The sequence below is a fragment of the Corallococcus exercitus genome (assembly GCF_003611585.1).
GTDB classification, from domain to species: domain Bacteria; phylum Myxococcota; class Myxococcia; order Myxococcales; family Myxococcaceae; genus Corallococcus; species Corallococcus exercitus.
The window spans coordinates 1-25,321 of record NZ_RAVW01000001.1 but is presented as its reverse complement, the minus strand read 5'-3'; the positions used below and the strand labels follow the sequence as shown (position 1 = coordinate 25,321).

At 69.5% G+C, this 25,321-nt stretch carries 17 protein-coding genes; 14 read left to right on the top strand and 3 right to left on the bottom strand.

The genetic code is table 11. The annotated features are described in order from the left end of the window. The first annotated feature begins 31 nt into the window (after positions 1-31). The 10 genes from murD to ftsZ all read left to right on the top strand — a co-directional run bounded on the left by murD (position 32) and on the right by ftsZ (position 19,401). Entirely contained in the window at positions 32-1,402 is a 1,371-nt protein-coding gene (murD, locus tag D7W79_RS00085; RefSeq protein ID WP_120523262.1) for a UDP-N-acetylmuramoyl-L-alanine--D-glutamate ligase, read from the top strand. Positions 1,403-1,407: 5 nt separating this feature from the next. Then, positions 1,408-2,571, top strand: a complete 1,164-nt coding sequence (gene ftsW / locus D7W79_RS00080; RefSeq protein WP_120523312.1) for a putative lipid II flippase FtsW — start codon at positions 1,408-1,410, stop codon at positions 2,569-2,571. After that, positions 2,568-3,719: an undecaprenyldiphospho-muramoylpentapeptide beta-N-acetylglucosaminyltransferase gene (gene murG / locus D7W79_RS00075; RefSeq protein ID WP_120523261.1), complete on the top strand. Its 1,152-nt coding sequence runs from the start codon at positions 2,568-2,570 to the stop codon at positions 3,717-3,719. Before ftsW ends, murG begins: the two co-directional genes overlap by 4 nt. Further along, a complete protein-coding gene (murC, locus tag D7W79_RS00070; RefSeq protein WP_120523260.1) occupies positions 3,716-5,140 on the top strand; it encodes a UDP-N-acetylmuramate--L-alanine ligase in 1,425 nt (474 codons plus the stop codon). The genes murG and murC overlap by 4 nt, the downstream gene beginning before the upstream one ends. A gap of 3 nt (positions 5,141-5,143) precedes the next feature. Next, complete coding sequence (gene murB, locus D7W79_RS00065) at positions 5,144-6,076, top strand: UDP-N-acetylmuramate dehydrogenase (protein ID WP_120523259.1); 933 nt, start codon at positions 5,144-5,146, stop codon at positions 6,074-6,076. Then, complete coding sequence (locus D7W79_RS00060) at positions 6,073-7,029, top strand: D-alanine--D-alanine ligase (protein WP_120523258.1); 957 nt, start codon at positions 6,073-6,075, stop codon at positions 7,027-7,029. The genes murB and D7W79_RS00060 overlap by 4 nt, the downstream gene beginning before the upstream one ends. 134 nt (positions 7,030-7,163) lie before the next feature. Beyond that, a complete protein-coding gene (locus D7W79_RS00055) occupies positions 7,164-8,021 on the top strand; it encodes a cell division protein FtsQ/DivIB (RefSeq protein ID WP_120523257.1) in 858 nt (285 codons plus the stop codon). 43 nt (positions 8,022-8,064) lie between these two features. Continuing rightward, complete coding sequence (gene ftsA, locus D7W79_RS00050; RefSeq protein WP_014398878.1) at positions 8,065-9,300, top strand: cell division protein FtsA; 1,236 nt, start codon at positions 8,065-8,067, stop codon at positions 9,298-9,300. 340 nt (positions 9,301-9,640) lie between these two features. After that, on the top strand, positions 9,641-17,827 hold the full coding sequence (gene agmC, locus D7W79_RS00045) for an adventurous gliding motility protein AgmC (RefSeq protein ID WP_244221526.1): 8,187 nt from the start codon (positions 9,641-9,643) through the stop codon (positions 17,825-17,827). A 338-nt stretch (positions 17,828-18,165) separates the two neighbouring features. Further along, positions 18,166-19,401, top strand: coding sequence for a cell division protein FtsZ (gene ftsZ, locus D7W79_RS00040; RefSeq protein WP_120523310.1), 1,236 nt, complete (start codon positions 18,166-18,168; stop codon positions 19,399-19,401). A gap of 15 nt (positions 19,402-19,416) precedes the next feature. Here the strand turns inward: ftsZ and D7W79_RS00035 are convergent, their stop codons facing one another. After that, entirely contained in the window at positions 19,417-19,794 is a 378-nt protein-coding gene (locus D7W79_RS00035; protein ID WP_338078758.1) for a hypothetical protein, read from the bottom strand. A 140-nt stretch (positions 19,795-19,934) separates the two neighbouring features. On the opposite strand from D7W79_RS00035, the gene D7W79_RS00030 reads away from it, so the two are divergent. From D7W79_RS00030 to D7W79_RS00020, 3 genes are read left to right on the top strand one after another with little or no spacing between them, the layout of a single operon-like run. After that, positions 19,935-21,284, top strand: a complete 1,350-nt coding sequence (locus D7W79_RS00030) for an acetyl-CoA carboxylase biotin carboxylase subunit (RefSeq protein WP_120523255.1) — start codon at positions 19,935-19,937, stop codon at positions 21,282-21,284. 29 nt (positions 21,285-21,313) lie between these two features. Continuing rightward, a complete protein-coding gene (locus D7W79_RS00025) occupies positions 21,314-21,526 on the top strand; it encodes a biotin/lipoyl-binding carrier protein (protein ID WP_120523254.1) in 213 nt (70 codons plus the stop codon). Positions 21,527-21,566: 40 nt separating this feature from the next. Continuing rightward, positions 21,567-22,331: an enoyl-CoA hydratase/isomerase family protein gene (locus D7W79_RS00020; RefSeq protein WP_120523253.1), complete on the top strand. Its 765-nt coding sequence runs from the start codon at positions 21,567-21,569 to the stop codon at positions 22,329-22,331. Here the strand turns inward: D7W79_RS00020 and D7W79_RS00015 are convergent. After that, positions 22,328-22,921, bottom strand: coding sequence for a response regulator (locus tag D7W79_RS00015; RefSeq protein ID WP_014398871.1), 594 nt, complete (start codon positions 22,919-22,921; stop codon positions 22,328-22,330). The genes D7W79_RS00020 and D7W79_RS00015 overlap by 4 nt on opposite strands. A gap of 78 nt (positions 22,922-22,999) precedes the next feature. Continuing rightward, positions 23,000-24,859 carry an FHA domain-containing protein gene (locus D7W79_RS00010; RefSeq protein ID WP_120523252.1) on the bottom strand — a complete coding sequence of 620 codons (1,860 nt, stop codon included), beginning with the start codon at positions 24,857-24,859 and terminating at the stop codon, positions 23,000-23,002. Between the two features lie 51 nt (positions 24,860-24,910). Between D7W79_RS00010 and D7W79_RS00005 the strand changes: the two genes are divergently transcribed. After that, the coding region (locus D7W79_RS00005; protein WP_120523309.1) for a rhomboid family intramembrane serine protease at positions 24,911-25,321 on the top strand (411 nt) is incomplete at its 3' end.

The window sequence follows — 25,321 nt, the reverse complement described above, 5'->3', positions numbered from 1 at the left end:
TCGCTTTGCCCCATTGAGGTCGGCCCGCCCCATGAATCCCTCGCTGTCCGGTCGGAAGGTCGCGGTGTTCGGGCTGGCCAAGAGCGGCGTCGCGGCGCTCCGGCTGCTCGTCCAGCAGGGCGCGAAGGTGACGGCGCTGGACGCGCGCTCCGAGGACGCGCTCGGCGACGTGGCGAAGGAGCTTCGCGCGCAGGGTGTCGAGCTCGCCACCGGCGCCACGCCCCCGGGGCTGCTCACCCGCCAGGACCTGGTGGTGGTGAGCCCGGGCGTGCCGCTGTCGCTGCCGGAGCTGGAGGCCGCGCGCACGTCGGGCGTCCCCGTGTGGGGCGAGATTGAACTCGCGGGCCGCTTCCTCACGGGCACGCGCTTCCTGGGCATCACCGGCACCAACGGCAAGAGCACCACCACGGCGCTCACCGGCGAGCTGTACGCGAAGGCGGGCCTGCGCACCTTCGTGGGCGGCAACCTGGGCCGTCCGCTGGCGGAGGCCGCCATGTCCCCCGGGGACTGGGACGCGCTGGTGGTGGAGCTGTCCAGCTTCCAGCTGGAGGGCATCCACCAGCTCAAGCCCACGGGCGCGGCCATCCTCAACCTCACGCCGGACCACCTGGACCGCTACGCCAACCACGCCGAGTACGGCGCGGCCAAGGCGCGCATCTTCATGAACCAGGACCCCGCCAGCGACTTCGCCGTGGTGAACGCGGACGACGCGGCGGTGATGGGGCTGGCCGCTTCCGCGCGAGTGCCCGTGTACGGCTTCAGCCTCACGGGCCGCCCGGTGGTGGACGCGCCGAAGCTGGCGGGGCTGGCCATCGCGCGGTCCGGGGGCTTCGAACTGGAGTTCGCGGGCGAGTCCTACACGCTCACCAACCGCTCGCTCCGGGGCGCGCACAACGCGCAGAACGCGATGGCGGCGGCGCTGCTGGCGCGGCTGGGCGGCGTGGCGAAGGACGCGGTGCAAGCGGGCCTGGACAGCTACCCGGGCCTGGCGCACCGGCTGGAGAGCGTGCGCGTGCTGGACGGCGTGGAGTGGGTGAACGACTCCAAGGCCACCAACGTGGACTCCGTGCTGGTGGCGCTCAAGGCGTTCGCGGGCGACGTGTGGCTCATCGCGGGCGGCAAGGGCAAGGGCGCGCCGTACGCGCCCATGGTGGAGGCGGGGCAGGGGAAGGTGAAGGGCGTGCTGACCATTGGCCAGGACGCGGACGCGCTGGCGCGGGCGTACGCGAACGATGCGCCGGTGCACGCGTGCGGCACGCTGGCCCAGGCGGTGGCGAAGGCGCGTGAGGTCGCGAAGGCGGGGGACACGGTGCTCCTGTCCCCGGCGTGCGCGTCGTACGACCAGTTCAAGAACTTCGAGGACCGGGGCGACACGTTCAAGCGCCTGGTCGGGGCGCTCTGACCGTGATGAAGACCTCTCCTCCGGCCGCCCCCGTGCGGTTCGATCCGATTCTCCTGTGCGCGGTGCTGGCGCTCGTGGCGCTGGGCCTGGTGATGACGTACTCGGCCAGCGCGGTGCTGGCGCAGGACAAGCTGGGCGACAGCCTCTACTTCCTCAAGCGCCAGCTGTCCGCCGCGGGCCTGGGCCTCGTGGCCATGGCGGTGGCCATGAAGGTGGGCTGGCGGAAGCTGGCGCGGCTGGCGTATCCGCTGCTGCTCATCGCCATCGTGCTGCTCGTCGCGGTGGCCATCCCCGGCATCGGCACCACGGCGGGCGGCGCGCGGCGGTGGATCCGCCTGCCGGGCTTCAGCCTCCAGCCGGCCGAAATCGCCAAGTTCGCGTGGCTCGTCTACCTGTCCTATTCGCTGGCGAAGAAGCGGGAGAAGGTGGCCACGTTCTCCATCGGCTTCCTGCCGCACCTGGCCCTGTGCGGCATCCTGGTGCTGCTGTGCATGCTCCAGCCGGACTTCGGCAGCAGCGTGCTCCTGGTGTTCATGCTCTTCGTGCTGCTGTTCGCGGCGGGCACGAAGCTGTCGTACCTCGTGGGCTCGGTGCTGCTCGCGCTGCCGCTGGCGTTCGTCGCCATCGCGACCAGCCCGTACCGCATGAAGCGCATCCTCGCGTTCCTGGACCCGTGGGCCCACCGGCACGACGTGGGCTACCAGGTGGCGGAGTCGCTCATGTCCATCGGCTCCGGTGGCATCACCGGCCTGGGGCTGGGGGACGGCCGGCAGAAGCTGTTCTTCCTGCCGGAGGCGCACACGGACTTCATCTTCTCCATCCTGGGTGAGGAGCTGGGGCTCATCGGCGTGGGGCTGCTCGTGGTGCTGTACGCCGTCGTCCTCTGGCGCGGCGTCCGCGCGGCCCTGGCGGCGGGGGAGACCTTCGGCACGTACCTGGGCCTGGGCATCAGCTCCATCATCGCGTTCCAGGCCACGGTGAACATGTGCGTGGCCATGGGCCTGCTGCCCACGAAGGGCCTGACGCTGCCGTTCGTGTCCTACGGCGGCACGTCGCTGGTGGTGCTGATGGGCTCCGCGGGCGTGCTCTTGTCGCTCAGCGCGAACACCCAGGGCGCGACGCGGCCGGTGCGCACGGGCACGACGGACCTGCGGGAGGTGACGGCGTGAAGGTGCTCATCGCGGGCGGCGGCACCGGCGGCCACCTGTTCCCGGGCATCGCGTTGGCGGAAGAGGTCGTCACGCGCCATCCGAACAACCAGGTCGTCTTCGTGGGCACCGAGAAGGGCCTGGAGGCGCGCGTGGTGCCCAAGGAGGGGTACCCGCTGGAGTTCGTGAAGGTGCAGGGGCTCAAGGGCAAGGGCCTGCTCGGGCTCATCAAGGGCCTCATCGCGCTGCCGCTGGCGTTCCTCGCGTCGTTCCGCATCCTGTCGCGCCAGAAGCCGGACGTGGTGGTGGGCGTGGGCGGCTACGCGAGCGGCCCGGTGGTGCTGGCCGCGTGGCTGATGGGCATCCCCACCGCCATCCAGGAGCAGAACGCGCTGCCCGGGCTCACCAACAAGATATTGGGCCGCATCGTGAAGGTCGTCTTCACCGCCTTCGAGGAAGCGCGCGCGTTCTTCCCCGAAGCCAAGGTGCAGATGATTGGCAACCCTATCCGCAAGAAGCTGATGGACAACTACCTGCGCAGCAGCGCCGCGCACGAGAAGTTCTCCGTCCTCATCTTCGGCGGCAGCCTGGGCGCGCGCGGCCTCAACAACCGGGTGCTGGACGCGCTGGACTCGCTGGGGGACGTGAAGGACCAACTCGACATCGTCCACCAGACGGGGAAGCTGGACCTGGAGACGGTGAGGAAGGGCTACGCGGACAAGGGCTTCGCGGACGTGGCCCAGGTGGTGGAGTTCATCGACGACATGTCCTCCGCGTACGCGAAGGCGGACCTGGTCATCTGCCGCGCGGGAGCCACGTCGCTGGCGGAGCTGACGGTGTGCAAGAAGGCCAGCATCCTGGTGCCCTTCCCGCACGCGACGGACAACCACCAGGAGGTGAACGCCCGCGCGCTGGTGGACGCGGGCGCGGCCCTCATGTTCCGCGAGTCGGAGCTCACCGGTCAGAAGCTGGCGGAAACGCTGCGCGGCCTGATGACGGACCCGGCGAAGCTCAAGCAGATGGCGAAGAAGGCGGGCATCCTCGGCCGCCCCGCCGCCGCGAAGGAGCTGGCGGACGTGTGCGTGGACCTGACCACCCAGGCCTGGGGCCCGGGCGGGCGGGACCGTGGACCGAAGGACGTGAAGAAGGCACCCGGGAGCAAGGCATGAGCAGCAAGACCGTCAGCAACAAGCCCGGCAGCCTCTTCAAGACCCGCCACGCGGCGCACGTGCACTTCGTGGGCGTGGGCGGCATCGGCATGAGCGGCATCGCGGAGGTTCTGCTCAACCTGGGCTACCGCGTCTCCGGTTCCGACCTGCGCGAGAGCGACATCACCCGCCGCCTGGCGAAGCTGGGCGCCACCCTCTACGAGGGCCACAAGGCGTCCAACCTGGTGCACGCGGACGTGGTGGTCATCTCCTCCGCGGTGCGCAAGGACAACCCGGAGGTGGTGACGGCGCGCCAGCGCAAGATTCCCGTCATCCCTCGCGCGGAGATGCTCGCGGAGCTGATGCGCCTGAAGTACGCGGTCGCTGTCGCCGGCAGCCACGGCAAGACGACGACGACGTCCATGGTGGCCACGGTGCTGTCCGCGGCGGGCCTGGACCCCACGGCGGTGGTGGGCGGCAAGGTGAACGTGCTCGACTCCAACGCCAAGCTGGGCAAGAGCGAGCTGATGGTGGTGGAGGCCGACGAGTCCGACGGCAGCTTCCTCAAGCTGCACCCCTCCATCGCGGTCGTCACCAACATCGACCCGGAGCACATGGACCACTACGGCGACCTGGAGACGCTCCAGTCCGCCTTCGTGGAGTTCTGCAACCGGGTTCCCTTCTACGGCCTCAACGTGCTGTGCCTGGACAACCCCAACGTCCAGGCGCTGCTGCCGCGCATCGAGAAGCGCTTCGTCACCTACGGCAGCTCGCACATGGCGGACTACCGGCTGGAGGGCATCGCGCTGGACGGCTTCACCACCACGTTCCGCGCCTTCCGCCGTGAGGAAGACCTGGGCGAGTTCCGCGTGCGCATGGTGGGCGCGCACAACGCCTTCAACGCGCTGGCGGTGGTGGCCATCGCGGAGGAGATGGACATCCCGCTGGAGACGGTGCGCGGCGCGCTGGCGGAGTTCGGCGGCGTGCAGCGCCGCTTCACCGTGCGCGGCGAGGTGGGCGGCATCACCGTGGTGGACGACTACGGGCACCACCCCACGGAGGTGATGGCCACGCTGTCCGGCGCGCGCCGCGCGTTCGGCCGCCGGGTGGTGGCCGCCTTCCAGCCGCACCGCTACACGCGCACGCACGACCTGATGAAGGAGTTCGCCACCGCGTTCAACGACGCGGACGTGCTCCTGGTCACCAGCGTCTACGCGGCGGGCGAGGAGCCGATTCCGGGCGCCACCGGCGACGCGCTGGCGGAGGCCATCCGCGCGCACGGCCACCGCGACGTGACGTTCGTGGAGAAGCGCGCGGACGTGGCGAAGGCGCTCCTGGAGCGCGTGCGCGAGGGCGACCTGGTGCTGACGCTGGGCGCGGGCGACATCACCCAGGTGGGCCCGGACCTGCTCACCCTGATGGGCGCGGCGAAGGGCGGGTAGGGGATGCAGCCGGGCGAGGTGACACCGCTGGCGGCGCGCGTGGCGCGTCTGCCGGGCCTGGACGTCAAGCCGGGTGAACCCCTGGCGCCGCTCATCAGCGTGCGCGTGGGCGGACCGGCCGAAGCGCTGGTGCGGCCCCGTTCGCCGGACGCGCTGGTGGACCTGCTGCGCCTGGCCCGCGACGAGGGCATCCCCGTGACGGTGCTGGGCGGCGGGGCCAACACGCTGGTGGGCGACGGCGGCGTGCCGGGGCTCACCGTGAAGCTGCCCCCGGATTTGTTCCCGGAAGCGCTGGACGTGGGCCCGGACGACGGGCGGGTGACGCTGGGCACGGGCGCGGCCATTGCCCGGCTGGTCAACGTGATGCGCGCGCAGGGCCTGGTGGGCGCGGAGTTCCTCGCGGGCATTCCCGGCACCCTGGGCGGCGCCGTCACCATGAACGCGGGCACCAAGAACGGCGAGTGCTTCCGCGTGGTGGAGGCCATTGAAGTGGCCACCGCGGACGGGGTGGGGTGGCTGACGAAGTCGCAGGTGCCGCACACCTACCGTCACGCCACGCTGCCCGCTGGAGGTATCGTCACCCGCGTGCGCTTCCATCTTCCCAAGGGCGATGTCGTGGCCAGCAAGGCGGCCATGGACGCGGACCTGGGCTACCGCAAGCGCACGCAGCCCTTGAGTCAGCCCAACTTTGGCAGCGTGTTCACCAACCCGCCGGGCGACCACGCCGGGCGGCTGATTGAACTTGTCGGCCTGAAGGGGCACACCCTGGGGCGCGCGCAGGTGTCCATGCTGCACGCGAACTGGATCGTCAACCTGGGCGGCGCGGCCGCTCGGGACGTGCGGGGCCTCATCACCCTGATGCAAGACCGGGTACAAGAGGCCACCGGCATCGTCATGCACCCCGAAGTCAAATCCGTTGGAGTCTTCCTGCCATGACCATCGGTCCCCGAGGCTTCACCCCCGCTGAGTTGAAGGCCAAGCGCGTCGGCGTGCTGTACGGCGGCCTCTCCAGCGAGCGCGAGGTGTCCCTGCGCACCGGCGCCGCGGTGGCGGGCGCGCTGAGGGGGCTGGGCTACGACGTGGTCGAAATCGACGTGGGCAAGGACCTGCCCGCGCGCCTCATCGCGGAGAAGGTGGACGTGGCGTGGCTCGCGCTGCACGGCCGCTTCGGCGAGGACGGCTGCGTCCAGGGCCTGCTGGAGGCCATGTTCATCCCCTACACCGGCAGCGGCGTGATGGCTTCCGCGGTGGGCATGGACAAGGTGTACGCGAAGGAGATCTTCGTCGCGCGCGGCATCCCCACGCCCCCCTACCGCGCGTTCGACTCGGCGGAGGCCGCGCTCGCGGAGGCGGACCGGCTGCCGTTCCCCTTCCCGGTGGTGGTGAAGCCCAGCCGCGAGGGCAGCAGCGTGGGCGTGCACATCTGCAAGACGCGCGAGGACTACACCGCCGCCGTCCAGGACGCGGCGAAGTACGCGGGCACGCTCCTGGTGGAGCAGTTCATCAAGGGCCGGGAAGTGCAGGGCGGCGTGCTGGACAACGAGGCGCTGGGCGTCATCGAGGTCAAGGCCGCGCGCGAGTTCTACGACTACGAAGCCAAGTACAAGGCAGGCAGCGGTACTCAGTATCTCTTCCCCGCGCCGCTGCCTCCGGACCTGTACGCGCGCGTCAACGAAGTCTCCCTCGCCGCCCACAAGGCGCTGGGGTGTTCGGGCGGCTCGCGCTCGGACGTCATCGTCACCGAAGCCGGCGACGTGTTCCTGCTGGAAATCAACACGCTGCCCGGAATGACGGCCTCCAGCCTCCTGCCCAAAATCGCGGCGGGGCGGGGCATCGACTTCCCGGCCCTCTGTGAGCGGCTGCTCCAGGGCGCTTCGCTCAAGGCCTGAGCCGCTCCGCGTTCTTTCCTGGAGTTCCAGACCCTTGCAGGGGCGGGGTGTCCCCTCGTGCCGCTACAGCGACGTGCCTGTAGCCAAAAACTGGCGTGGTTCGTCGTCCGCACGCAGCATGCGCCTCCCTAGTCATGGCCTTCGGAAAATCCAAGAACCGCCGCCGCCTGGACGCCGCACCGCGCAACGACGCGGTGAAGGGCGCGGTCCGTTCGCACGGGCCGTCGGTGGCGAAGGCGCTGGGGCTGGCCGTCGCGACGGCGGGGCTCATCTGGGGCGGCATCGAAGTGCGCGCCTGGGCGCTGGTGTCGCCGCGCTTCGCGCTGGAGTCGGTGAACTTCTCCGGGCTGGAGCGGGCCTCGCGCCCGGAGCTCCTGAAGCTGTCCGGGCTGACGGCGGGGCAGAACCTGTGGACGCTGGACCCGGCCGCGCTGGCGCGGTCCATGGGCCAGCACCCCTGGGTGCGCACGGTGGAGGTGACGCGGCGGTTTCCGCGCGGCGTGTCCGTGGAGGTGACGGAGCACGCACCCGCGGCGCTGGCGGTGCTGGGCGACCTGTACGTGCTGGACGAGGAGGGCGAGCCCTTCAAGCGCGTCACCCCGGGGGACGGGCTGGACCTGCCGCTTGTCACCGGCGTGGAACGCGACGCGTACGTGGCGGACCCGGACGGTGTGCGCGCGAAGTTCCGCGAGGCGCTGGATGTAACCCGTGCTTATGCGCGGCTGTTGCCCGGACGATCCGAGCGGCTTTCTGAAGTGCGCCTGGAGAACACCGGGCTTGCGCTGGTGACGGCGACGGGGCAGGAGGTGCGCCTCGGCGCGGGCGAAACGGAAGTCAAGCTCCAGCGGCTGGCGCGCGTTCGACGCGAGCTCAGCACAAGGGGGCTTGCAGCCGCGATCATTCGCCTGGATAACCGTGCCCGACCGGGTTGGGTGGCGGTGAGGCTTTCGAGTGGGTCCGACTCCGTGCGGAGCGGGGACTCGACGCAGTGAGGATGCTTCCTTCACGAAAGTGAGGGAGCCTGGGAGGAGTCACATGGCGAAGCAGAAGTCGGGGGAGATCATCGTCGGCCTCGACATCGGCACGACGAAGATCTGCGCCATCGTCGGCGAGCTGACCGATAGCGGTATCGACATCATCGGTATCGGTACGCATCCGTCGAAGGGATTGCGCAAGGGCGTCGTGGTCAACATCGAGGCCACGGTGTCGTCCATCCGGCGCGCCGTGGAGGAAGCCGAGCTGATGGCCGGGGCGGAGATCTCCCACGTCTACACGGGGATCGCCGGCGGCCACATCAAGGGCTTCAACTCCCAGGGCATCGTCGCGGTGAAGGACAAGGAGGTCCGCGACGCGGACATCGCGCGCGTCATCGACGCGGCGAAGGCGGTGGCCATCCCGCTGGACCGGGAGGTCATCCACGTCCTGCCGCAGGAGTTCATCATCGACGACCAGGGCGGCATCAAGGAGCCCCTGGGCATGGCCGGCGTGCGCCTGGAGGCCAAGGTGCACATCGTCACGGGCGCCGTCTCCAGCGCGCAGAACATCGTCAAGTGCGCCAACCGCACGGGCCTGAACGTCTCCGACATCGTGCTCCAGCCGCTCGCGTCCGCCGAGGCCGTGCTGAGCGAGGACGAGAAGGAGCTGGGCGTGTGCCTCGTCGACATCGGCGGCGGCACGACGGACATCGCCATCTTCTCTGGCGGCTCCATCGTCCACACGGCGGTGATTGCCCTGGGCGGCAACAACCTGACGAGCGACATCGCCATCGGCCTGCGCACCCCCGCGCACGAGGCCGAGCGCATCAAGCAGAAGTACGGCTGCGCGCTCGCGTCCATGATCAACAAGGACGAGACGATTGAAGTGCCCAGCGTGGGCGGCCGTCAGCCGCGCGTGCTGGGTCGGCAGATCCTCTCGGAGATCCTGGAGCCGCGCGTGGAGGAGATCTTCCAGCTCGTGCACCGGGAGATCCAGAAGTGCGGCTACGAGGACCTGCTCGCGTCGGGCATCGTCATCACGGGCGGCAGCACGCTGCTCGCGGGCATGCCGGAGCTGGCGGAAGAGGTGCTGGGCCTGCCGGTGCGCCGGGGCATGCCGCGCGGCATCGGAGGTCTGGTGGACGTGGTGAAGAGCCCCATGTACGCCACGGGCGTGGGCCTGGTGGTCTACGGCGCCAAGCACATGGACCGCCGCATGTTCCGCATCCGCGAGGACGGCAACGTCTACAAGAAGGTGAAGGGCCGGATGCGCGAGTGGCTGGAAGAGATCTTCTAGTCCGGTTCCTGGAACCGGCAACGCAGTGAGTCAGGGCTCCCTTCGGGGGGCCCTTTCGCGTTTCAGGGGACCGTGTTCGGGGCGCGCCTTGACGCGTCAGGAGGAACGCTGACGCGTCAGTCCCGGACGCGGAGTGTTTCCAGATTCCAGAATCTGGATCCTGCTTTCAGACGCCCGCCCTAAGCACGAGCGTCCAGCCGTGCAAGTTCCAGGATTTGGACGGATTGGGAATTCGACAGAGGATGGCGTCCGGCTTGCTAGGGGGGCCTGTGGCTCCCGGAACGCATCCCGCCGTTTCAGGTGGGCCTCTGACCTTATGACTCCACAAAAGACTTCGCGGTTGCTGACGCTCCTACTGGGAGTACGCGGCTCCGCCGCGGCTCTGTTGGCCCTGCTGTGCGCCGTGTTCGCGGCGCCGTCGGCCTTCGCTGAGCCCGACACCTTCGGCCTGGGCGACGGCACGGATGGTCCGCTGGTGGTCAGCGGGACAACGCCGGTCGTCATCAACACGTACACGCGGCTCAGGGCGAACGCGGCTGTGGGCGCCACGACCGTGAGCGTGGTGGACACCACTGGCTTCGCCAAGGACGACCTGGTGATGATCTATCAGTCCACCGGCTACACCGGGGCGTTCACGTCCGGCGCAGCGGGCCCCTTCGACTTCACGTCGAACGCGGTGGGCAACTGGCAGTTTGTGCGGGTGACGGGGTTCACGGGCACTACCCTGACCTTCGCGGGCCAGCCTCTGACGGCGGCGTTCACGGGTGGCACGAGCGCGACGGCCATCCGCACCTCGGCGCAGGCCATCCGGGTGCCGGAGTACACGACCGTGGACATCGCTGCGGGCGGGAGCATTGTCGCCCGGCCGTGGTCTCTGGTCACTGGTGACAGGAATGACAACCTGGGTGGCGTTGTCGTCTTCTTCGCTACGGGGACGGTGACGAACAACGGCGCCATCTCCGCCACGGGCGCGGGCTTCCGCGGCGCGGAGTACTTCAACAGCAGCGGAGATAACTGCGCCGCGACCGCCTATGACCTGTCGCAACCCAATGGCGGCGCCATGAAAGGCGAGGGGCCTGTTCCTGCTCGCTACAAGCCGCCCATCGACTTCCCGAATGGTGCGATCATTGCGGGCCGCGGCAACATCCTCAACGCCGGTGGTGGCGGCATCTGCCACAATTCCGGAGGCGGTGGTGGTGGCAACGGCGGTGCGGGTGGCATCGGCGGCCGGACGTGGACGGGTGACACGGGGCCTTCGCGTGCGGTGGGTGGCTTCCCCGGCGGCAAGATGCTGTTCAGCCCGGCGACCCGCGTCCTGTTCGGCGGCGGTGGTGGCTCCGGTCACGGCAATGACGACGTGGGCACCGGCGGCGGAAACGCGGGCGGCATCGTCTTCGTGCGCGGCGCGTCGCTCGCGGGAACAGGCAGCATCACCGCGGACGGCATTTCCGCGGCGAACTCCCAGAACGACGCGGCGGGTGGCGGTGGCGCGGGCGGTACCATCTCCCTGCGGTTCACGGGCGCCCTGGCGTGCACAGGTACCACCGGCGCGCTGTCCGCGAATGGTGGCAACGGCGGCAACAGCACCTTCGTGGATTCGCCGCACGGCACGGGCGGTGGCGGTGGTGGCGGCTACATCCACATGCAGGCCAGTTCCTACGCCTGCCCCGCGTCGGTCGCGGGAGGCGCGGCGGGCATCCAGCCCACGGCGACTGCTCTGGATGGTCCGACCTACGGCTCGGCGCCGGGCAACCCGGGTGTCATCACCCAGGGCCCGGCTCCCACGGTGCTGACTCCGGTCAATGGTTCGTCCACGTCGAACACCACGCCCCCCATCACGGGCACGACGCCGAGCCCGAATCAGACGGTCCGCATCTACATCGACGGCCAGCCCCAGGCCGTGACGGTGACGTCCGACGCGTCGGGCAACTTCTCCTTCACGCCGTCCACGCCGCTGACCGTGGCCGCGCACACCGTTTACGCGGTCACGGTGACCGCTGGCGTCGAGAGCGCCCCGAGCAACACCAACTCCTTCACCATCACGGCCGCGACGACGCCTACGGTGGCCATCACCACGCCGGCCAACGGCTCGACGGTGACGAACCCCAACGTGACGGTGACTGGTACGGCCGCGAATGCCACGAGCGTGACGGTGACCTTCCAGGGCACCAACTACGGCCCCATTACGGTGACGGGCGGCAACTGGAGCCAGGCGCTCCCCGGTCCGTTGGCTAACGGCACGTACACCGTGACGGCTGTGTCCACGAACGGCACGACCAACAGCACCACGGCTTCCTCCACCTTCACGGTGGCGGGCCCGACGGTGGCCATCACCACGCCGGCCAATGGCTCGACGGTCTCGAACCCGAATGTGACGGTGACCGGTACGGCCGCGAATGCGACCACCGTGACCGTGACCTTCCAGGGTACCAACTACGGTCCCATCACGGTGACGGGCGGCAACTGGAGCCAAGCGCTTCCGGGGCCGCTGGCCAATGGCACGTACACCGTGACGGCGGTCTCCCGTAACGCCGGTGGCAACACGAGCACCACGGCGTCCTCCACCTTCACGGTTGCGGGCCCGACGGTGGCCATCACCACGCCGGCCAATAACGCCACGGTGACGAACCCCACCAACGTGGTTATCGCTGGCACCGCCGCGAACGCGACGTCCGTCTCGTTCACGCTGAACGGAACGAACTACGGCCCCTTCACGGTGACCGGCGGTAACTGGACTGCCACGGTGCCGGGCCCGCTGGCCAATGGCACGTACACGGTGAACGCGGTGTCCACGAACGGCACCACCAACAGCCCCACGGCCACCTCCACCTTCACGGTGGCCGGTCCGACGGTGGCCATCACCACGCCGGCCAACGGCTCGACGGTCTCGAACCCGAATGTCACGGTGACCGGTACGGCCGCGAACGCGACCAGCGTGACAGTGACGTTCCAGGGCACCAACTATGGCCCCATCACGGTGACCGGCGGCAACTGGAGCCAGGCGCTCCCCGGCCCGCTGGCCAACGGCACGTACACCGTGACGGCGACGTCGACGAACGGCACGACCACGAGCACCCAGGCTTCCTCCACCTTCACGGTGGCAAGCCCGACGGTGGCCATCACCACTCCGGCCAACGGCTCCACGATCAGCACCTCCAGCGTGACAGTGACCGGTACGGCCGCGAACGCCACGTCCGTGACGCTGACGTTCCAGGGCACGAACTACGGTCCCATCCCCGTGACCGGCGGTAACTGGACCTACGCGCTGCCAGGCAACCTGGCCAACGGCACGTACACCGTGACGGCCGTGTCCACGAACAGCACGGGCATCAACAGCACCCCGGCCTCCTCCACCTTCACGGTGGACGTGGCCGCGCCGACGGTGGCCATCAGCACTCCGGCCAACGGCTCGACGGTCAACACCCCGAACGTGACGGTGACCGGTACGTCCACGAACGCGACGACCGTGACCGTGACCTTCCAGGGCACGAACTACGGCCCCATCACGGTGAACGGCTCGGGCAACTGGAGCCAGGCGCTGCCCGGTCCCCTGGCGGACGGCACGTACACCGTGACCGCCGTGTCCACGAACAGCGCGGGCACGAACAGCTCGACCGCGACCTCCACCTTCACGGTGGACCGGACGCCTCCGACCGTGGCCATCAGCACCCCGGCGGACGGCTCGACCATCAACACTCCGAACGTGACGGTGACGGGCACGTCCGTGGGCGCCTCGTTCGTGACGCTCACCTTCGACGGCGCGAGCTACGGCCCCATCAGCGTGGATGGTTCCGGCAACTGGAGCTTCCCGCTGCCCGGCCCCCTGGTCGAGGCCACGTACACCGTGACCGCGACGGCCACGGACGGGGCGGGTAACACCAGCACGCCCGACAGCTCCACCTTCACGGTGGACCTGACCGCGCCGACGGTGGCCATCGGCTCCCCGGCGGACGGTTCCACCATCGGCACCGACACGGTGACGGTGACGGGTACCTCCACGGGCGCTACGTCCGTGACGCTGACCTACGGCGGTACGGACTACGGCCCCATCCCCGTGGATGCCTCCGGCAACTGGAGCTACCAGCTGCCCGTGACCCTGCCGGAAGGTCCCAACACCGTGACCGCGGTGTCCACGGACGCGGCGGGCAACGAGAGCACTCCCGCGACCTCCACCTTCACGGTGGACCTGACGGTCCCCACGGTCGCCATCACCACGCCGGCCAACGGCACCTCCGTGAACACCGACACGGTGACGGTCACCGGTACGACGACGAACGCCACCTCCGTAACGCTCACGTTTGACGGTGCCAGCTATGGCCCCATCAGCGTGGACGCCTCCGGCAACTGGAGCTTCACGCTGCCCGGCCCCCTGACCGAGGACACGTACACCATCACGGCGGTGTCCACGAACGGCGCCGGCACCAACAGCGCGACCGCGACCTCCACGTTCACGGTGGACCTGACCCCGCCGACCGTCGCCATCAGCACCCCGGTGGATGGCTCGGCGATCAACACCGACACGGTGACGGTGACGGGTACGTCCACGGGCGCGACGTCCGTGACGCTGACCTACAACGGCACCGACTACGGCCCCATCCCCGTGGATGGCGCGGGCAACTGGACCTACCAGTTGCCGGTGTCCCTGCCGGAGGGCTCCATCACCGTGACCGCGGTGGCCACGGACGCGGCGGGCAATGAGAGCACGCCGGACGACACCACCTTCACGGTGGACCTGACGGCGCCGGAAGTGGAGATCACCGCGCCGGTGGACGGCACGACGGTCGCCTCCGGCACGGTGACGGTCACCGGTACCTCCGTGGGCGCCACCTCCGTGACGCTCACCTTCGAGGGCACGGACTACGGCCCCATCCCGGTGGACGCCTCCGGCAACTGGAGCCAGGCGCTGCCCGGCCCCCTGGCGGACGGCACGTACACCGTGACCGCGGTGTCCACGGACGCGGCGGGCAACGAGAGCACGCCTGACTCCTCCACCTTCACGGTGGATCAGACCGCGCCGACGGTGGCCATCACCACGCCGGCCAACGGTTCGACGGTGGGCGCGAACGTGACGGTCACCGGTACGACCACCGGCGCGACGAGCGTGACGGTGACGTTCCAGGGCACGGACTACGGCCCCATCCCGGTGGATGCCTCCGGCAACTGGAGCCAGTCGCTGCCCGGCCCGCTGGCCAACGGCACGTACACGGTGACGGCGGTGGCGGTGGACGGGGTGGGCAACACCAGCCCGACCGCGACCTCCACCTTCACGGTGAACACGGCCGCCCCGACGGTGGCCATCACCACGCCGGCCAACGGTTCCTCGACGACCAACCCCAACGTGACGGTCACCGGTACGTCCACGGGCGCCACGTCCGTGACGGTGACCTTCCAGGGCACCAACTACGGCCCCATCGCGGTGAACGCCTCCGGCAACTGGAGCCAGGCGCTGCCCGGTCCGCTCGCCAACGGCACGTACACCGTCACGGCGGTGTCCACGAACGGCGCGGGCACGAACAGTTCCACCGCGACCACCACCTTCACTGTCACCCCTGCGGGCACGGTGGACACGGACAACGACGGGCTGCCGGACGCCGAGGAAATCATTCTGGGCACCAACCCGAACAACCCGGACACCGATGGCGACGGCATCCCCGACGGCATCGAGGTCAAGGTGGGCGGCACGGATCCGCTCGACGACGACTCGGATGACGACGGCATCACCGACGGCAACGAGGACAAGGACCACGACGGCATCGTCGACGCCGACGAGACGGACCCGAAGGACATCGACACCGATGACGACGGCCTGACCGACGGCGTGGAGACGGGCCTCACCACGCCCCAGGGCGACGACACCGACCCGTCCAAGTTCGTGGCGGACAAGGACCCGTCGACGAAGACGAACCCGCTGGACGGCGACACGGATGACGACGGTCTGCTCGACGGCAACGAGGACGCCAACCACGACGGCCTCAAGGACCCGACGGAGACCGACCCGAACAACATCGACACCGACGGCGACGGCCTGACGGACGGTCTGGAACTGGGCCTCACCCAGCCGCAGGGCGACGACACCGACCCGACGAAGTTCGTCGCGGATCAGGACCCCGACACCAAGACGAACCCGCTCAACCCCGACACCGACGGCGGCAGCGTGCTCGATGGCATCGAGGACAAGAACCACAACGGCCGCGTGGACGTGCTGGAGACGGACCCGAACAACGCCGCGGACGACAAGGACGCGGACGGCGACGGCATCGACAACGCCACGGAGCTGGAGAAGGGGACGGATCCGTTCGACCCCGACACTGACGACGACGGCGTGCCGGACGGCATCGACGGGCTGACCGACACGGACGGGGACGGCATCATCGACGCGCTCGACCCCGACAGCGACAACGACGGCATCCTCGACGGCACGGAGCTGGGGGTCACCCTGGAGACTGCTCCGCCGGGCACGGACACGTCGTCTCCGAACTTCAAGCCGGACGCGGACCCGACGACGAAGACGGATCCGAAGAAGGCGGACACGGACGGCGACGGCCTGAAGGACGGCGAGGAGGACGCCAACCACGACGGCCGCCGCGACGCCACGGAGACGGATCCGACGATGAAGGACACCGACCAGGGCGGCATCGACGACGGCACGGAGGTGAACGGCGGCTCCAACCCGCTCGACGCCAACGATGACTACCTGGTGGTGGGCCACGGCTGCAGCACGGGAGGCTCCGGTTCGCTGGCGCCCTTCGCGCTGATGCTGCTGGCGCTGCCCCTGGTGGGCCGCCGCTTCCGCCGCGCCGGGAACTTCCTGGCGCGAGCGGGTGGGGCGCTGGCCGTGTTCGTCACGGCGCTGTTCGCGGGCACCAGTGCCCACGCGCAGGCCACCGCGGTGTCGCAGGCCATCGATGTGCAGCAGTACAAGCCGGGCCCGGGCGTCGCGGACGTGCTCGCGGTGCACGGCGCGAAGGTGCAGCGGCACCTGGGGTGGAACGTGGGGCTGTCGGTCAACTACGCCGACAAGCCGCTCAACTTCTTCGACCCCCGCTCGGAGACGTACGTCACTGCCCTGGTGAAGAGCCAGGTGGGCGTGGACCTGATGGGCGCCGTCGGCCTCTTCGACCGGTTCGAAATCGGCGTCGTGCTGCCCATCACCATCCAGAGCTCGGAGAACTCGCCGGCCGTGGACTCCTCCTTCGCCAACGGGGTGAGCGGGGGCGGCATCGGCGACCTGCGCCTCATCCCGAAGGCGCGGCTGCTGGACGGTGACAACTACGGCCTGTCCGTGGTGGTGCCCGTGTCGCTGCCCACTGGCGGCGCCTCGGACTTCCTCGGCGGGTCGGGCGTGTCCGTCAACCCGCGCGTGGTGGCGGAGTACGGCCGGCGCTTCCGCGTGCTCGCCAACGTGGGCGTGGACATCCGCAAGGCGGAGCAGCTGCGCAACCTGAACGTCGGCAGCGCGCTGGCGTACGGGGTGGGCGCGGAGGCGCCGCTGGGGGACCTGCCGCTGGCCGTGCAGGCCTCGCTGGTGGGTGCGCTGGGCTTCAAGCAGCAGGACGCGGAGGAGCGTCCGCTGGAGCTGCTCGCGGCCCTGAAGTACCGCGGCCTCACTGGCCTGTCCGCGCAGGTGGGCGCGGGCCCGGGCCTCACGCACGGCTACGGCACGCCGACGTTCCGCGTGCTCGCGTCCGTGGGCTACAGCACCCCGGAGCGCGCCCCGGCGCAGCCCCGGCCGGTGTGCCCGGAGGGCCCGGAAGACTTCGACGGCTTCCAGGACCAGGACGGCTGCGCGGACCCGGACAACGACGGCGACGGCATCGTGGACACGGCGGACAAGTGCCCCAACGAGCCGGAGACGGTGAACGACTTCGAGGACGCCGACGGCTGCCCGGACACGAAGCCCGCGCCGCCTCCGCCCGCCCCGGTGGACTCCGACGGCGACGGCCTGATGGACCCGGACGACAAGTGCCCCAACGCGCCCGAGGACAAGGACGGCTTCCAGGACGAGGACGGCTGCCCGGACCCGGACAACGACAAGGACGGCATCGCGGACACGGCGGACAAGTGCCCGCTGGAGCCGGAGACCATCAATGGCGTCACGGACGAGGACGGCTGCCCGGACAAGGGCAAGGTCAAGGTGCTCGTCGAGGGCGAGCGCATCCTCATCCTGGAGAAGGTCTACTTCGCCACGAACAAGGACGTCATCCTGCCGCGCTCGTTCCCCATCCTGAAGCAGGTGGCGGCCGTGCTGCGCGCCAACCCGCAGGTGGAGCTGCTGCGCGTCGAGGGCCACACGGACAGCCAGGGCAGCGACGTCGCCAACCTGGACCTGTCCAAGCGCCGCGCCGCCAGCGTGAAGACGTTCCTCGTCAACGAGGGCATCGCCGCGGAGCGCCTGGAGTCCGAGGGCTACGGTGAGACGAAGCCCGTGGACACCAACAAGACGGCCGCGGGCCGCGAGAACAACCGCCGCGTGGAGTTCAACATCACGCGGATGGCCAAGGTGGAAGTGGAGAAGCCCGCCCCGTAGCGGTCTCTCGCTGGAATGAAACACGGAAGGCCCGGTTCCCCCCGAGGGAGCCGGGCCTTTTCGTCATCTGGCCCGTCCTGTCACGTCGCGCCTGCGCGAACGGTGTGCATGACCGGCCACGGCGAGTCACCCGACGCGAGTCAAGAGGGTGTTTGCACGCGCGCGATGTCCGCATGCCCGGTGATGCCACACGCGTAAGTGGGCGTCAGGACTCGGGCGCGCAGCAGGGCGCTACAGGCTGGTAGCGGAATACTTGCCAAAGCGCCCGACTTCCTGATGATTGTCGACGGTGGGTGTTTCCGCGGACGGCGCCGCGGTGCTTCCGCCACGAGGACGACATGGACCAGTTCGAGCAGAACAAGCAGGCCGCGAAGATTCGTGTCGTGGGCGCGGGCGGGGCGGGCTGCAACGCGGTCAACACGATGATTCTGTCGAAGCTCGACCGCGTCGACTTCATCGCCGCCAACACCGATGTCCAGGCGCTCGCCGCGAGCAAGGCGCCCACCCGGCTGCAGCTGGGCCAGGCGCTCACCAAGGGCCTGGGCGCGGGTGCCAACCCGGAGATGGGCCGCGAGGCCGCCCTGGAGTCGCGCGACCAGATCGCCGCGGTGCTGGAAGGCGCCGACATGGTCTTCGTCACCGCGGGCATGGGCGGTGGCACCGGCACGGGCGCCGCGCCCATCATCGCGGACATCGCCAAGAGCCTGGGCTGCCTCACGGTGGGCGTCGTCACCAAGCCGTTCCTCTTCGAGGGCAACAAGCGCCGCAAGCAGGCCGAGCAGGGCATCGTGGAGCTCAAGGCCGCGGTGGACACGCTCATCACCATCCCCAACCAGCGCCTGCTGTCGCTCTCCAACGAGCCCATGCCGCTGCTGGAGACCTTCAAGCGCGCGGATGAGGTCCTGCTCAACGCCGTGCAGGGCATCAGCGACCTCATCCAGTACCACGGCTACATCAACGTGGACTTCGCGGACGTGAAGACCATCATGAGCGACAAGGGCCTGGCGCTCATGGGCACGGGCCACGCCTGCGGCGACCGCCGCGCCATCACCGCCATGCAGCAGGCCATCTCCAGCCCGCTGCTGGAGGACGTCTCCATCGACGGCGCCACGGGCCTGCTCATCAACATCACCGGCGGCCGCGACATGACCCTGCAGGAGGTCAACGAGGCGCTGACGCTGGTGCACGACGCGGCGGATGGCGAGGCGGAGATCATCTTCGGGTCGCTCATCGACGAGCAGATCCAGGACGAGGTGAAGATCACCATCATCGCCACGGGCTTCGTGCACCGGGACGCGCCCAAGGCGCGCCCCATGGCGCAGGTGGTCCAGGTGCCGCTGGTGGGCCGTCCCTCCACGCCGCCCATGGCCCTGTCCTCGCCGCGCGAGGAGGTGGCCAGCCTGGTGCCCGCGAAGAGCACCCCCCGTCCGACCATGTCCACCGTGGACAACTCCAAGTCCTCCATGCAGAGCGCGCGCACGGCCGTGGTGAAGGACGCGGCGCTGCCCCTGGACGAGGATCAGTTCGACATCCCCACGTTCCTGCGCCGCCAGGGCCAGACGGAGCTGCCGTAAAGGCAGCGAAGGACGCTAGCCGCGGGGGAGGCGGGCGACGCTCGCCGTGCCCCTGCCGGTGAGGCGGTCGCACTTGGTGAACAGTCCGTCCACCTCGTCGTAGAGCGCGTCGATGCGCTCCGACACGCTGGGGGCGGGCAGCAGTCCGTCACCGGACAGTTCTTCCAGGCGGGTGCCGGCGCGCTGCAAGAGCTGCAGGGCCTTGAGCAGCGAGCGGCCCTGCTGCGTGCCGTCGGGCGTGAAGAGGGTGCCGCCCTCGTAGAGCGTCACCAGATTGGCGCGGGTGTCCTGCTGCCGCTGGTTGAGCCGGTTCCGGTACAAGTCCAGACGGCGAGCGCGGCGGGCACCATGCAGGTCCACGACGCTGTGCGTTCCTGTCGAGGGAGGCTTCACGTCGGGCAAGGTACGCCAGGGGTTCGCAAGTCCGCAAATTTACGGGACTGTACGGACCTGTTGCGCACCTGCCCGAACGCTTGTCAGTCAAGGGGGTGGGGGTTAGTTTGGCCGCCCTTCGTTCCGCCAGGGTGCCTGCCATGTTCCAGAAGCTGCTCATCGCCAACCGGGGTGAAATCGCGCGTCGCATCGGGGCCGTGGCCCGGGGCATGGGCGTGAAGACGGTGGCGGTGTACTCGGACGCGGACGTGAACCTGCCCTTCGTGAAGGAGGCGGACGAGGCCGTGCGCATCGGCCCCGCGCCCGCGAAGGACAGCTACCTGAGCATCCCCGCCATCCTGGAGGCGGCGAAGAAGACGGGCGCGCAGGCGGTGCACCCCGGGTACGGCTTCCTGTCGGAGAACGGCGAGTTCGCGCAGGCGTGCGCGGACGCGGGGCTGACGTTCGTGGGCCCGCCGCCGGAGGCCATGGCCCGGATGAAGGACAAGAGCCAGGCGCGCAAGCTGGTGTCCGCCGCGGGCGTGCCGGTGGTGCCGGGCAGCGACGGCGTGCTGCCGGACGTGCAGAGCGCCCTGGAGGCCGCGGAGCGCATCGGCTACCCGGTGCTGTGCAAGGCCGCCAGCGGCGGTGGCGGCATCGGCATGGCGGCGGCGAAGGACCCCGCGGAGCTGGAGAAGGTGTACCGCCAGTGCACGGACCGCGCGAAGGCCGCCTTCGGCCGCGAGGGCGTGTACCTGGAGCGCTACTTCCCGGCGCCCCGCCACATCGAGGTCCAGATTCTGGGCGACACCCACGGCCACCTCATCCACGGCCTGGAGCGCGAGTGCTCCATCCAGCGCCGGCACCAGAAGGTGGTGGAGGAGGCCCCGTCGGTGCTGTTCGCCAACGGGCGGAACGCGGCGCTGGCGGAGAAGCTCTTCACGGCGGCCGTCACGGCGGCGAAGACGTTCGGCTACGCGAACGCGGGCACGGTGGAGTTCCTGTACTCGGACGGGCAGGTGTACTTCATCGAGATGAACGCCCGGCTCCAGGTGGAGCACCCGGTGACGGAGCTGACCACGGGCCTGGACCTCATCGGCTGGCAGCTGCGGATCGCCGCGGGCGAGAAGCTGACGGTGAAGCAGGAGGACGTGAAGCGGAAGGGCGCGGCGCTGGAGTTCCGCATCTACGCGGAGGACCCGGTGAAGTACTTCCCGTCCCCCGGCCCGCTGAAGGTCTTCCAGCCGCCCACGGGTGAAGGCGTGCGCCTGGACTCCGGCTACGCGGAAGGGGACGTGGTGACGCCGAACTACGACCCGATGATCGCCAAGCTCATCATCAGCGGCGCCACGCGCGACGAGGCCATTGCCCGCGCGGTGAAGGCGCTGGAGTCCTTCCGCATCGAAGGCATCAAGACGAACATCCCGCTCCACCTGCGCATCCTGAAGGACCCTGCCTTCAGCGCCGGAGAGCTGGACACGCACTTCCTGGATCATCACGCGAAGCCTTAGAAGTTTTCCCACCCGAGGAGGGACGGTTCATGGCGGACGTTGCGGCGCACATCACGGGCACGGTGTGGAAGATCGAGGTGAAGGTGGGCGACAAGGTGGATTCCGGCACCACGCTCGTCATCCTCGAGTCCATGAAGATGGAGATGCCCGTGGAGGCCGAAGAGGGCGGCACGGTGAAGGAGATCCGCTGCAAGGAAGCGCAGGCGGTCAACGAGGGCGACGTCCTCGTGGTGCTCGGGTAGTCACGGGCTTCACCGAGGGGGACGGGGAGCAAGGCCAGGGATGGAGCCCACGCTGGAGGTGGAGGATCGCGAGGGCGGTGTCCGGGTGCTCACCGTCTCCAACCCGTCGCGGCGCAACGCGCTGAATGACGCGTTGCTGGCCCGGCTGGACGCGGCGCTGGAGCCCGCGGGCCACGTGCGCGCGCTGCTGGTGCGCGGCCAGGGTGGGCACTTCTGCGCGGGCTATGATTTGACGCACCTGGGCCCGCCGGGCGCGGATGGGCGGCTGCCGGATGACCCGCTGGTGGCGTGCCTGCTGAAGCTGGAGCGGCACCCGGCGCCGTCGGTGGCGCTGGTGCAGGGCGGCGCGGTGGGCGCGGGCTTCGACCTGGCGGCCTCGTGCGACTTCCGCGTGGGCGCGGGCGACGCGTTCTTCCTCATGCCTCCGGCCCGGCTGGGCATCGTGTACTCGCCGGAGGGGCTGGCGCGGGCGGTGCGGCTGGTGGGGCTGTCGCGCGCCAAGCAGCTGTTCCTCACCGCGCGGCGGCTGCCGGCGGCGGAGGCGCTCGCGTGGGGCTTGCTGGATGAGTGCCCCGAGGACGCGGAAGGGCGTGCGCTGGCGCTGTGCGCGACGCTGGCCGCGGGGGCGCCGAAGGCGGTGTCGGGGATGAAGGAGGCGTTCGGGCTGCTGGCGCGCTCCGGGTTGTCCCCGGAAGACGTCGCGCACCTGCGTCAGGTGCGCGGCGAGGCGTTTGGCAGCGAGGATGCGAAGGAGGGGCGCGCGGCCTTCCTGGAGAAGCGCGCGCCCCGGTTCAACGGTCGCTAGGTGTCGCCGAACAGCTCGCCCATGCGCAGCTGGAGCGCGGAGGCGATCTTGTAGAGCGACGAGATGGACGCGGAGGACTCCGCGCGTTCAATCTGGGACAGCAGGGACACGGACAGGCCGGTGCGGCGGGCCAGCTGCTTGAGCGTGAGCTCCTGCGTCTTGCGCGCGTCGCGGATGGTGCGGCCGATGGCGCGGTGCAGGTCGGCTTCCGGGTCCTGGGACAGGCCCTTCTTCTGCAGCGCGTTGCGCACGGCGGCCGTGAACTGCTCCGGCTCCATGGGCTTCTTCACATAGTCGGACGCCTGCGCCTTGAGTGACGCGACGGCCGTGTCCACGGTGGGGTAGGCCGTGGCGACAATGACCGCGATGTCCGTGTCGTACTTGCGGATCAGCTCCAGGACTTCGGTGCCGGACATCTGCGGCATCATCATGTCGAGGATGACGAGGTGGAAGTCGGAGCCCCGGAGGATGTCCACCGTCTGCGTGGGGTCCGTGGTGGTGACGACCTCGTAACCTTCACGGGTCAGCACAAGCTTGAGGTAGTCGCAGTTGTCCTGCTCGTCATCAACTACCAGGATGCGAATCTGCACAGCGTCTCCTCGCTGCAAGGTTGAGGGAAGTGCTGCGGGGGGTTGGTCGCCATTCTTCGAGACAGGGGGATTTCGCGCCTAGCGCGGCGTCGCCCCGGCGATCTGGCTCAATGCCTTGATGACCAGGTCTCTCTTTGGATAGCCCTCTGGCGTGAGCGTGAGGAACGTCTCGTAGTGCCGCTCACTCATCTTGAAGTCCTTGAGCGCGGCGTACACCACGCCGAGCATGAGGTGGCACTCGGGAACCTTCGGGGCGATCGCCTCGCATTGCTTGGCAATCGCCAGCGCCCCATCCGGATCCCGCTGCGTCTTGGTCAGGGTACGGACCTTGGCCTGGATGGCATCGATGTTCTTGACGATGTCCGCCGGCTTCAGGGTCTTCAGCTTTTCGACCGTCACGTCCTCGGCCGCCATGGCGGGAGCGCTGGCGACTTCGGTGGCCGGGGCCGGCGCCTGGGCCTCGAGCCCTTGCTTCACGTTCGCGTAGCGGGAGCTGAAGACCGTCTCCGGGGAGACCTTGGCCAGGCTGCTGCCCGCCTCCTTGAACTTGCCGGCGTCCAGGGCTTGCTGGGCGGCGGTGAGGTTCTTGTCGGCGTCAATCTCCTGGGCCAGCAGGCGCTCACGCGCTGCCTGCGCCTTGAGGGCCTGAGCGCCTCGGGCGGACTCCCCCAGGCTCTTCAGGATGGTGGACGCGACGTCGAAGTTGGCCGACCTGAGCGCGGTGTCGAAGTCCGCTTCCGTCACCTTCTGGGCCGGCGGCGTCTTCACCGACTCCGGAGGATTCGGCGCGTCGGGGGGCTTCGTGTCCGGCGTCGCGGGCGGATTCGCGGCCACGGTCTCCGCGGGCTTCGTCGTGGGCTTCGTCTCCGGAACCGGCTGCGGAACCGGCTGCGGATCCGCGGCGACCACGGGCGGAGGTGCGTCCGGCTGCTTGGGCAGCAGGTCCTGCCCCTTCACCACGAAGAGCGCCGCGCCCGCGCCGATGGACAGGAACGCGATGACCGCGGCCACCCACATCTTCTTGGAGCCGCTGCGCTCCTGCGCGGCGATGTCCTCCGCCAGCGAGCCCGGCCCCACGAAGCGCAGCTTCACGTGGCCCATCTCGATGACGTCGCCGTGGGCGAGCGTCGCCTGGGCGTAGCTCTCACCGTTGACCGTCAGCCCATTGGCCGACTGCATGTCGATGACGCGCCACTCGCCGGTCTCCTCGCGCACGATCTTCGCGTGCGTGCGGGACAGCGACCGGTGGTCCAGCGCCACGTCGTTCTCCGACGTGCGGCCGATCCGCAGCTCCGTGCGGTTGCAGTCGTACTCCTGGCCCTTGAACTCGGTAGGGGCGAGCACCAGCAGCCGGGGCTGCTCGTCCTCCGGCACGCGCTCCACGCGCCGGGGCCGGTCCGCCTCCATCTGGTCCATGCGGATGATGGACGTGGCGTTGCGGCGCGCCTCCGCGGACACCGGCGTGTGGCCCGGCTCGTCGCCGTCCTCCTCGTCAGGGTCCTCCGCCTCGTCCTCACCATCCACCATGGTGTCGCGGGGGGCGGGGCCGCCGCGCTCGTCGTCGTCCTCCTCCGGCTCCGGCTCCGGCCGGCGGGAGGCGGGCACCTTGGCGGTGATGGCGCCAGTGGGGGCGGCCGCGTTGGCCGCGCCCTCGACCTGCAAGGCCAGATCGTAGTCGCCAATCTGGATGAGGTCGCCCTCCTTGAGAGGGAGCTGGCCTGCGACGCGTTCACCGTTGATCCGGGTGCCGTTGTAGCTCCCCAGGTCTTCGAGCACGACGTGTCCATTGAGGCGCACCAGCCGGGCGTGTCGACGTGACACGTTCCGCTCGGTCAGGCGGATCGTGTTGCCCTCCTGACGGCCAATGGTGATTTCGTCGCGCACGAAGGGAACAACGGTCTTGCGCCCCTCGTCGTCTTCGATGATGAGCTTCAGCACGGGTCCGGTCCGAGTACAGCTATAGCAGAATGCCCTTTGCCGAGACAAGCCATGTATCCCCCGAGAACAACAGGGTTTTTCGCCCATCCCAGGGTCAGGGAGGCACTGTTGTCCATCGGTCGATTGGCCGGAAAGGGTGGGGAGCGCAGGATACCGGGGCTCACGATAGCGCTGATCGCGGCGCAGGCCATTCTGTACCTAGCGGTGGCGTCCGGCGGGCCGCCCGGGGTGGACGCGCTGGTCCGCTGGGGAGCCAAGTCGGGCCCCCTGGTGACGGACGCGGGGCAGGGCTGGCGGCTCCTGTCGGCCAACCTCCTGCACCGGGACGCGCTGCACCTGGGCCTCAACCTGCTGGTGTTCGCGGGGGTGGGCACGGCGGTGGAGCGGGCGTGCCGGTGGTGGGACTACGTCGCACTGCTGGCCGTGACGGGGCTGGCGACGATGACGGGCTCGCTCTGGTGG